Origin of the sequence: Mycobacterium sp., assembly GCF_036490025.1 — a bacterium.
Classification (GTDB): Bacteria; Actinomycetota; Actinomycetes; order Mycobacteriales; family Mycobacteriaceae; genus Mycobacterium.
Genome location: NZ_DASXEP010000053.1, coordinates 20313 through 30022, shown reverse-complemented (window position 1 = coordinate 30022; position 9710 = coordinate 20313). Strand labels below are relative to the sequence as shown.

At 66.7% G+C, this 9710-nt stretch carries 10 protein-coding genes; 7 read left to right on the top strand and 3 right to left on the bottom strand.

The annotated features are described in order from the left end of the window. Position 1: 1 nt before the first annotated feature. Positions 2–145: a metallothionein gene (locus VGG53_RS06070; protein ID WP_331517092.1), complete on the bottom strand. Its 144-nt coding sequence runs from the start codon at positions 143–145 to the stop codon at positions 2–4. A 117-nt stretch (positions 146–262) separates the two neighbouring features. Between VGG53_RS06070 and VGG53_RS06065 the strand changes: the two genes are divergently transcribed. Then, the gene (locus VGG53_RS06065; RefSeq protein ID WP_331517090.1) at positions 263–919 is read left to right on the top strand and encodes an O-methyltransferase; all 657 of its coding nucleotides are present in this window, start codon (positions 263–265) and stop codon (positions 917–919) included. Between the two features lie 201 nt (positions 920–1120). Next, positions 1121–1558: an SPW repeat protein gene (locus VGG53_RS06060; RefSeq protein ID WP_331517088.1), complete on the top strand. Its 438-nt coding sequence runs from the start codon at positions 1121–1123 to the stop codon at positions 1556–1558. A 66-nt stretch (positions 1559–1624) separates the two neighbouring features. Here the strand turns inward: VGG53_RS06060 and ilvD are convergent, their stop codons facing one another. Next, on the bottom strand, positions 1625–3352 hold the full coding sequence (gene ilvD / locus VGG53_RS06055) for a dihydroxy-acid dehydratase (protein ID WP_331517087.1): 1728 nt from the start codon (positions 3350–3352) through the stop codon (positions 1625–1627). A gap of 195 nt (positions 3353–3547) precedes the next feature. On the opposite strand from ilvD, the gene VGG53_RS06050 reads away from it, so the two are divergent. The 3 genes from VGG53_RS06050 to VGG53_RS06040 all read left to right on the top strand — a co-directional run bounded on the left by VGG53_RS06050 (position 3548) and on the right by VGG53_RS06040 (position 6276). Beyond that, on the top strand, positions 3548–3838 hold the full coding sequence (locus VGG53_RS06050; protein ID WP_331517099.1) for a metal-sensitive transcriptional regulator: 291 nt from the start codon (positions 3548–3550) through the stop codon (positions 3836–3838). A 41-nt stretch (positions 3839–3879) separates the two neighbouring features. Next, entirely contained in the window at positions 3880–5121 is a 1242-nt protein-coding gene (locus VGG53_RS06045; protein ID WP_331517098.1) for an MFS transporter, read from the top strand. A gap of 126 nt (positions 5122–5247) precedes the next feature. Further along, entirely contained in the window at positions 5248–6276 is a 1029-nt protein-coding gene (locus VGG53_RS06040; RefSeq protein ID WP_331517086.1) for a L,D-transpeptidase, read from the top strand. Positions 6277–6346: 70 nt separating this feature from the next. Here VGG53_RS06040 and VGG53_RS06035 read toward each other — a convergent pair whose 3' ends face one another. Next, entirely contained in the window at positions 6347–8344 is a 1998-nt protein-coding gene (locus tag VGG53_RS06035; RefSeq protein WP_331517085.1) for a M13 family metallopeptidase, read from the bottom strand. A gap of 50 nt (positions 8345–8394) precedes the next feature. Between VGG53_RS06035 and VGG53_RS06030 the strand changes: the two genes are divergently transcribed. Together VGG53_RS06030 and VGG53_RS06025 are read left to right on the top strand one after the other, a co-directional pair. Next, positions 8395–9018 carry a hypothetical protein gene (locus VGG53_RS06030; RefSeq protein WP_331517083.1) on the top strand — a complete coding sequence of 208 codons (624 nt, stop codon included), beginning with the start codon at positions 8395–8397 and terminating at the stop codon, positions 9016–9018. After that, a complete protein-coding gene (locus VGG53_RS06025; protein WP_331517082.1) occupies positions 9015–9704 on the top strand; it encodes a hypothetical protein in 690 nt (229 codons plus the stop codon). Before VGG53_RS06030 ends, VGG53_RS06025 begins: the two co-directional genes overlap by 4 nt. Positions 9705–9710: the final 6 nt, after the last annotated feature.

Here is a 9710-nt window from a genome sequence, read left to right as displayed (position 1 = left end):
GCTAGCTGACGACGACCATCTCGTCGCCGCACGTGCACCGATACGGCTGATCGGCGCCGCCACAGTGGCATTCGACCTCGATGCGAACTCGACAGCCGCAGCCCTCGTGACCACAGCTCAACAAGGTGCCTGCTTCGTTGGACATCTTCTTCACCTCTTCATGGCTCGGATCGGACAATAAGACTGTATACCCCTGGGGGGTATACAGCAAGGACGGTTATTGCAGTGGCGGGCACCGCTGCCGCCGGGCTAGCGTGAGCTCATGACCCAAAAGCCAACCCCAGCCGACGTCGACGGTTTCCTGGACTCCACCATGCTCGACGACGATCCGGTGCTGTCGGCGGCCCTCGAGGCCAGCGACGCGGCCGGGTTGCCGAAAATCGCCGTCTCGGCTCAACAGGGCAAGTTCTTGAGCCTGCTGGCCGCCGCGGTGCAGGCCCGTCGCATCTTGGAGATCGGAACGCTGGGCGGATACAGCACGATCTGGCTGGCCCGGGGTGCGGGCCACGACGGGAAAGTGGTGACGCTGGAATACGAGCCCAAGCACGCCGAGGTCGCTCGGGCCAACGTCGAGCGCGCCGGTCTCAGCGATCGGGTGGAGGTGCTGGTCGGCGCGGCCCTGGACACCCTGCCGAGCGTGACCGGCGGTCCCTTCGACCTGGTGTTCATCGACGCCGACAAGGAAAACAACCCCGGCTACTTGGAATGGGCAGTCAAGCTCACCCGTCCCGGCTCAGTGATCGTGGTGGACAACGTGGTTCGGGAGGGCGCGATCCTGTCGCCCGATCAGGACGCCGTACTGCGCGGGACCAGGAAGGTGCTCGAGCTGATGGGTGAGCATCCGCAGCTCGACACCGCGGTGCTGCAGACGGTCGGGTCGAAGCATTGGGACGGGTTCGCGCTCGCGTTGGTGAAGTAACCCGTGGGCAGGAAAGGTCCAGGCACCGGCTATCGCGGAAACTACTCCGGTTAGCCGGATTCCGAAAACCCGCCTGGAAATTCGACTCTCGCAAGGACCGCTGGTGTTCGCTACTCGCGCGCGCTGACGAGCGTAGCCTGGGGGTAGATGGATGGTTGCAGCCGGCTCAAAAGGCTTGCTGCATAACAGAAAGGTCACAAAATGAGTACAGTCCATTCATCAATCGATCACCACCCCGATCTATTGGCGCTACGTGAACGCTATGGGCGCGCTGCAGAGTCGATGACCGCGCAGGGCACTTTTGGTCTAACGTTGGTGACTGCGACGTATGCAGCTCTGTCGCCATCGATTGTCGGATTCCAAGAAACGAGGGCGCTTGCGGTCAACGATTTCATCGTTGGAATCGTGTGCGTGGCACTGGCGTTCGCGTTCGCGATGGCGCTGGACCGCAGCCACGGCATGACTTGGACACTGCCGGTCTTCGGCGTGTGGTTCATCGTCTCGCCATGGATTCTGCACGGTGTCTCGCCGCACGGTGGCATGATCTGGTCGAACGTGATCGCAGGTGCGGTGCTGACCGTACTGGGCTTGAACGCGATGTACTTCGGTATGCGCGCTCGTAGCTCAACAACCGGTTGACAGCAGCGGCCATTTACCACTCCCGGCCGGATGACGCCGGCCGGGGCAGTCAACTGCGGCCTTGCGTTACCCACAGACCGCGCCGTTGGCGGCTGATCCCACCAGCTTGACGTACTTGGCCAGCACGCCGGTGCTGTACCGCGGCGGCAGCGGAGTGAAACCGTCACGGCGGGAAGCGAATTCGTCAGCGTCGACCAGCACGTCCAATGTTCCCTTGGCGACGTCGAGCCGGATCCGGTCGCCGTCGCGCAAGAACGCGATTGGTCCAGCATCGACCGCCTCGGGGGCCACGTGCCCGACGCACAGGCCGGTAGTCCCGCCGGAGAACCGGCCGTCGGTCAGCAACAGCACGTCCTTGCCCAGGCCGGCACCCTTGATGGCGCCGGTGATGGCGAGCATTTCCCGCATTCCCGGACCGCCCTTGGGGCCTTCGTAGCGGATCACCACGGCGTCACCGTGCGTGATCGTGCCGTCCTGCAAGGCATCGAGCGCGGCCCGCTCGCGCTCGAAAACCCTTGCCGTTCCCTCGAACACGTCGGAGTCAAAGCCGGCCGACTTGACCACCGCACCTTCGGGAGCCAGCGAACCGTGCAAGATGGTGATCCCGCCGGTGGGGTGGATGGGATTGTCCAACGCCCGCAGCACCTTGCCGTCCGGGTCCGGCGGTGCGATGTGCGCGAGGTTTTCGGACATCGTCTGCCCGGTGACGGTCAGGCAATCACCGTGCAGCAGACCGGCATCCAGCAACGCCTTCATGATCACTGGCACCCCGCCGATCCGGTCGACGTCGAACATCACGTGCTTGCCGAACGGCTTGACGTCGGCCAAGTGCGGAACCTTCGCTCCGATCCGGCTGAAATCGGCGAGTGACAGCTTCACGTCGGCCTCATGCGCGATGGCCAGCAGGTGCAGTACCGCGTTGGTCGAGCCGCCGAACGCCATCACCACCGCGATCGCATTCTCGAACGCCTCCTTGGTCAGGATGTCGCGCGCCGTGATGCCGCGGCGCAACAGGCCGACGACGGCTTCGCCGCTTCGCCGCGCGAACCCGTCGCGCCGGCGGTCGGTCGCCGGGGGAGCGGCGCTGCCGGGCAGCGACATGCCCAGCGCCTCGGCCGCGCTGGCCATGGTGTTGGCGGTGAACATCCCCCCGCATGCGCCCTCGCCGGGACAGATGGCCCGCTCGATCGCATCGACGTCCTCGCGCGGCATCAGACCTCGCGCGCAGGCGCCGATGGCCTCGAACGCATCGATGATGGTCACGTCGCGCTCGCTGCCGTCGGACAACTTGGCCCGGCCCGGCAGGATCGAGCCCGCGTAGAGGAAGACCGCGGCCAGATCCAGCCGGGCCGCGGCCATCAGCATTCCCGGCAGCGACTTGTCACAGCCGGCCAACAGCACCGAGCCGTCCAGCCGCTCGGCCTGCATGACGGTTTCGACGCTGTCGGCGATCACCTCGCGCGAGACCAGCGAGAAATGCATGCCTTCGTGGCCCATCGAGATGCCGTCGGACACCGAGATCGTGCCGAACTCGAGCGGATAGCCGCCGGCGGCGAACACTCCTTCCTTGACGGACTTGGCCAGCCGGTCCAGCGACAGGTTGCAGGGCGTGATCTCGTTCCAGGATGACGCCACTCCTATCTGGGGCTTGGCGAAGTCGTCGTCGTCCATTCCCACCGCCCGCAACATCCCGCGCGACGCGGCCTTCTCCAGGCCGTCGGTGACCTCACGACTGCGGGGCTTGATGTCGATGGTGGGCGAAGGACTGTTGCCGTCGGGCTTGGTATGAGACACAGCTCAAGTATGCGTGTAGCGGCATGTCGGCCAAAATCATTAATATACCCCTGGAGGGTATAACCGCGACGCGGGCGAAACGCCGAGTCACCAGGGCCGCCGTGGCGCGGATCGGGGCCGACGTTGACAATGGTGGTAACACCGGCGCCGTCGCAATGGCCCGAGCACGACCAGACCACGATGTTGGAGGGGCAGATGGCACCCGTACACGGATACTCGTCGCAGAAGGACAACTACGCCAAACGGTTACGGCGTATCGAGGGCCAGGTGCGTGGCATCGCGAAGATGATCGACGACGACAAGTACTGCATCGACGTCCTCACCCAGATCAGCGCCGCCAACAACGCTTTACGGTCGGTGGCACTCAACTTGCTCGACGAGCACCTCGGGCACTGCGTCACCCGCGCGGTCTCCGAAGGGGGTGCCGAGGCCGACGAGAAGCTCGCCGAAGCCTCGGCGGCGATCGCCCGACTCGTCCGCTCCTGATCGCTAACGCCATGCCTGCGATGCATGGTTGAGTAGTGGCCGTGGGGCCAGCCCGTGTCGCCAAGGGGCGAACCGCTGCAAGCGGGCCCTGGACACCCCGGATTGCCGTGCAGTTGGCCGTGCTGGCCGCGGCGGCCTTCACCTACGTCACCGCGGAGCTGCTGCCGGTCGGCGCACTACCCGCGATCGCACGAGACTTGCGCGTCAGCATTCCGGTGGTCGGTACATTGCTGGCCTGGTACGCCCTGGTCGCCGCGGTCACGACAATCCCGCTGGTCCGCTGGACCGCGCACTGGCCCCGCCGCCGTGCGCTGCTGCTGTCGCTGGCCTGCCTGACCGTCTCCCAGCTCATCTCCGCGCTGGCACCCAACTTCGTGGTGCTGGCCGGTGGCCGGGCGCTGTCGGCTGTCACCCACGGCCTGATCCTGTCGGTCATCGCGCCGATCGCCACCCGGCTGGTTCCGGCCAGCCACTCCGGACGCGCGACGGCGTCCATCTACGTCGGCATCAGCCTGGCCGTGGTGGTCGGCAGCCCGGCCACCGCCGCCATGAGCTTGCTATGGGGCTGGCGGATCGCCGTGGGGGCTGTGGCCGCCATCGCCGCAGCCGTCACCCTTGCGGCCGCCGCGGTGCTACCGTCGCTGTCGCTGAGCGACGAACAGCGCGCCCGCGTCGGCCGGGCCGCCGGACACCACCGCAATCGCAGGCTCATCATGGTGAGCTTGCTCACCATGATCGCGGTCACCGGGCACTACATCTCTTTCACGTTCATCGCGGTGATCATCCGCGACGTCGTGGGCGTTCGGGGACCCGATATCGCCTGGTTGCTCGCCATCTACGGAATCGCAGGCCTGCTGGCGATGCCGGTGGTGGCCCGGCCTCTGGATCTCCACCCACGGGCCGCGGCGATCAGTTCCATGGTCGGCCTGTACGTGACGATGCTGGTGTTGACCACGCTGACCTTCCACCGCTTGCCAGCGGTGGCGACCGTCCTGGTCGGCGTCATCGCCATCGCGTTGTGGGGAGCTTTTGCCAACGCGGTGTCGCCCATGTTGCAAGCTGCGGCGATGCGCGCCGGCGCCGATGATCCCGACGGCGCGTCCGGCCTGTACATGGCGGCTTTCCAGGTGGGCATCATGGCCGGTTCATTCGCGGGCGGCGTGTTCTACGAACACGGTGTGCTGGCAATGTTCGCCGCCTCGGCGGCCCTGATCGGCCTCGGCGCGGCGGGAATGACCGCCGAGCGGCAGCTCTTCGACGCCCCGGCCGCCGCCCGCACGTAACGAATAAAACTCCAGCTCAGCGGGCCGGATGCGGTCAGTTTCGGCGCTCTGCGGCGCCCGCTGGATTAATGGCCGGACCCTTCGCTACTGCATACTGAGTTGAGATAGTGACTCGGAGGGATACAAATGTCGCGATGGACCAAGGGTCCTCTGGGCGCTGCGTTCAGCGCACTGGGACTGACCGCTGCGCTGACGTTGGGCAGTGGTTCGGCGCTCGCCGACCCGGAGCCACCGCCCCCGCCCGCGCCCGGGCTGGACGCCCCGGCTCCGCCGCCACCGGGCGACCCGCTACCGCCGCCTCCCGCTGACCCGCTGGGGGCGCCGCCGCCCAATCCACTAGCACCGCCGCCACCGGCACCCGACCCGCTGGCACCACCGGCAGCGGCACCGGCCGCCGTGCCGTCCGGCCCCGTCGTCGGTCAGAACCCGGAGCCGTTCACCGGCGCTCCGCCGTTCGTGCCGCCGACCTTCAATCCGGTCAACGGCTCGACGGTCGGCGTGGGCGAGCCGATCATCATCAACTTCGGGCGCCCGATCGCCGACCAGCACATGGCCGAACAGGCGATCCACGTCTCGTCGACCCCGCCGGTGTCCGGCAAGTTCTACTGGCTGACCCCCAGCCAGGTGCGCTGGCGCCCACTCAGCTTCTGGCCCGCGCACACCGCGGTGCACATCGACGCGGCCGGCACCCAGAACAACTTCGTCACCGGTGATTCGCTGATCGCCACCGCCGACGATGCGACCCACCAGCTGATCGTCACCCGCAACGGGACGGTGGAGCAGACCTTCCCGATGTCGATGGGCATGGCTGCCGGCGGTCACCAGACGCCCAACGGCACCTACTACGTACTCGACAAGAAGGCCAAGGTCGTGATGGATTCGTCCACCTACGGCGTGCCGGTCAACTCGACGTACGGCTACAAGGTGAACGTCGAGGATGCGGTGCAGTTCGACAACAGCGGTGACTACATCCACAGCGCGCCGTGGTCGGTTTCCGACCAGGGCAAGCGTGACGTCAGCCACGGCTGTATCAACATCAGCCCGTCGAACGCGAAGTGGTTCTTCGCCAACTTCGGTGCCGGCGACCCCGTCATCGTCAAGAACTCCGTCGGCACCTACAGCAAGAACGACGGCTCCAACGACTGGCAGCTCTAACGTTTGGCCGCGAGAGTGCAACTAGCGACGCTGTTACTCGAGAAATGCGTTGCCAGTTGCACTTTCGCGGCTAGTTCCAGATCCTGACCCGGCGTTGCGGATCCAGGTATAGCTCGTCGTTCTCGGTGACCTCGAAGGCGTCGTAGAAGACGTCGAGGTTGCGAATGACGCCGTTGCAGCGAAACTCCGGCGGCGAGTGCGGGTCGATGGCCAGTCGCCGGATCGCTTCGGCCTCGCGTGACTTGGTGCGCCACACCTGCGCCCAGCCGAAGAACACCCGCTGCACGCCGGTCAGGCCGTCGATGACCGGGGCGCCCTCGCCCTTCAGGGACAGCTGATAGGCGAGCAGCGCGATGGACAGGCCGCCCAGGTCGCCGATGTTCTCCCCGACGGTGAACGCACCGTTGACGTGGTGCCCGTTCTCCAGGCCGCGCGGGGTGTAGACGTCGTACTGCTCGATCAACGCGGTTGTGCGAAGGCCGAATTCGGCGCGATCGTCATCGGTCCACCAGTCGACGAGGTTGCCGTCGCCGTCGTACTTGGCACCCTGGTCATCGAAACCGTGGCCGATCTCGTGGCCGATGACTGCGCCGATACCGCCGTAGTTGGCAGCGTCGTCAGCCTCGGCATCGAAGAACGGCGGCTGCAGGATCGCGGCCGGGAAGACGATCTCGTTCATGCCGGGGTTGTAGTAGGCGTTGACGGTCTGCGGCGTCATGAACCATTCGTCACGGTCGACTGGGCCGCCGAGCTTGGCCAGGTCGCGGTCGTACTCCAGCGCGTAGCCGCGCTGGTAGTTGCCGTACAGGTCGTCGCGGGCGATGACGAGGGTCGAGTAGTCGCGCCACTTCGCGGGGTAGCCGATCTTCGGGGTGAACTTGTCGAGCTTCTCCAGCGCCCGCTTCCGGGTCGCCGGCGTCATCCACTCCAGGTCGGTGATGCTGACCCGGTAGGCCTCCCGCAGATTCGCGACCAGCTCGTCCATCCGCGCCTTGGCATCCGGCGGAAAGTGCCGCTCGACGTAGAGCCGGCCGACGGCGTCGCCCATCAGGTTCTCGACCAGCCCGACGCCGCGCTTCCAGCGGTCACGCAGCTGCTCGGTGCCCGACAGCGTGCGCCCGTAGAACGCGAAGTTCTCGTCGACGATGTCCTCGGTCAGCAGCGACGCTCGTCCGCTGATGACGCGCCAGCGCAGCCACCGCTTCCAGTCCTCGAGGTCCTCGCTCTGCCACAGCGCGGCGAACGCGGTCAGCGCCTCGGGTTGGCGGACGACGACCTCGAGGGGCCCACTCCGGCCGCCAGAAAGGTCAGCACCCAGTCCGGTCAGCCACACGGGCCAGTCGAAACCGGCTGCCTCCGAGCGTAATTCGTCGAAGGTGCGCAGGTTGTAGGTCAGGTCGGCGTCGCGGCGCTTGACCACGTCCCAGTGCGCCGCCGCGACCTTGGTCTCCAGCGCGACGATGTGAGCAGCGGTCGCATCCCAGTCGGCTTCATGCTCGCCGTAGACGAGCGCGAACATCCGCGCGATGTGCTTCGGGTACTCCGCCAGGATCGCCGCGTGCTGCGGGTCGCGGTAGTAGGACTCGTCGGGCAGACCGAGTCCCGACTGCGACAGGTGCAACAGGTAACGGGTGGAGTCCTTCGAATCGGTGTCGACGTACACGCCGGTCCCACCGCCGATGCCGGTGCGCTGCAGCTCGCCGAGCTCGGCCGCCAGCTGGGCGGGCGTCAGTGCGGCGTCGACGCCCGCGAGCTCGTCGAGCAGCGGGCGGACGCCGAGGCGGGCGATGGTCTCGGTGTCCATGAAGCTGGCGTAGAGGTCGCCGATGCGCTGCGGATCGCTGCCGTCGGCGGCCTTCGACGCGGCGGCCTCGGTGATGATGTCGCGCACCTGCTCCTCGGCGCGATCTGCGAGCAGCCGAAAGGCGCCGTCGGTGGCGCGGTCCGCGGGCATGGCGTGATCGGCCAGCCAGCGGCCGTTGACATGTCCGAACAGATCGTCTTGGGGGCGGGCACCGGCGTCGACATTGCTCAGGTCGATGCCCGAGCGGACAGCTTCTACGGTCACGCCACCATCCTTCCATCTGGCGCGGCCGCACACCTTGTACCCTCACGGCCATGCCCGACCAGGACCAGCCCGAACCGCCGGCCGACGACCATGCCGAGGTGGCAGCGCCCGAGAAACCCGGCGGCCCGCTCTTCTCGCCGTACGGCATCGCCTCGGCGGTGCTGGGTGCGCTGTGCGTGGCCGCGATCGCGCTCGGTGCGGTGATCTGGACCTCCCACCGCGACGACGTCGGCGAACGGGGTTACCAGAGTCGGGCCATGCAGGCCGCCGTCGACTGGACGAGCGTGCTGATCAACATGAACACCGACAACGTCAAGGAAAGCCTGCAGCGACTGCACGACGGGACCGTCGGAGAACTCAACGCCGATTTCGAATCCTCGATCCAGCCCTATCAGCAAGTGGTGCAGCGGCTGCAATCGCGCAGTCGCGGCGAGGTCGAGGCGGTGGCGTTCGAGGCGTTACACCACGATCTGGACGCTCAGCCCGGTCGGCCCGCGCAGGCCGAGCAATTGCCGGCCTCGATCGCCCGTCGCACCGACACGGTCATGGTGGTGGCCACATCGGTCAGCGAAAACGCCGGCGGCAAGCCGCAAACGGTGCACTGGAACTTGCGGCTGGGGGTCTCCGACGTGGATGGCAAGCTGATGATCTCACGGCTCGAGTCGATCCGATGAGGAACGCCTTTCGGGTGCTGGCCTTCGATGTCGCGGCGCCGCTGGCCGCGATCGCGGCGCTGCTGGCGATCGGAGTTGTTCTGGCGTGGCCGGCGTGGTGGGTGTCGTTGTGCTCGGTGCTGGTATTGCTGATCGTCGAGGGCGTGGCGGTGAATATCTGGCTGCTGCGCCGTGATTCGGTGACCGTGGGCACCGACGACGACGCGCCCGCGTTGCGTTTGGCGGTCGTCGCGCTGAGCACCGCGGCGGTGATCGCGGCAGTGCTCACCGGCTACCGGCACTGGACGTTGCCGGACCACGACCTGAAGGCCGACACGACCGAAGTGGTGCGCATCGCAACCAGCATGGCCGAGGCGACGGCAACGTTCTCGCCGCAAGAGCCGATGGCCGCCATCGACCGGGCGGTGGCCATGATGGTGCCCGAGCAGGGAAACGCGTTCCGGGACCAATTCGGCAAGGCCACAACGGATTTAGCGCACCGCAACGTCACAGCGACCGCCTCGACAATGGAGGCCGGCCTCGAGGCGATCGGACCTGCTGCCGCCAGCGTCGCGGTGATCATGCGCGCCACTCAGAACGAACCGGGCCAACCGACAGATAACGCGGTGCTGGCGCTGCGGATAACGCTGACCAAGCAGAACGGCCACTGGTTGGTACTGGGAGTCTCGCCGCTCAATCCCCGCTGATGATGC

Excerpts from the sequence above, each read along its gene's own strand:
- VGG53_RS06050 (WP_331517099.1), top strand. The coding sequence starts at position 3,548 with ATGGCACCCGTACACGGATACTCGTCGCAGAAGGACAACTACGCCAAA.
- VGG53_RS06065 (WP_331517090.1), top strand. The coding sequence starts at position 263 with ATGACCCAAAAGCCAACCCCAGCCGACGTCGACGGTTTCCTGGACTCC.
- VGG53_RS06025 (WP_331517082.1), top strand. The coding sequence starts at position 9,015 with ATGAGGAACGCCTTTCGGGTGCTGGCCTTCGATGTCGCGGCGCCGCTG.
- VGG53_RS06040 (WP_331517086.1), top strand. The coding sequence starts at position 5,248 with ATGTCGCGATGGACCAAGGGTCCTCTGGGCGCTGCGTTCAGCGCACTG.
- VGG53_RS06030 (WP_331517083.1), top strand. The coding sequence starts at position 8,395 with ATGCCCGACCAGGACCAGCCCGAACCGCCGGCCGACGACCATGCCGAG.
- VGG53_RS06060 (WP_331517088.1), top strand. The coding sequence starts at position 1,121 with ATGAGTACAGTCCATTCATCAATCGATCACCACCCCGATCTATTGGCG.
- VGG53_RS06070 (WP_331517092.1), bottom strand. The coding sequence starts at position 145 with ATGTCCAACGAAGCAGGCACCTTGTTGAGCTGTGGTCACGAGGGCTGC.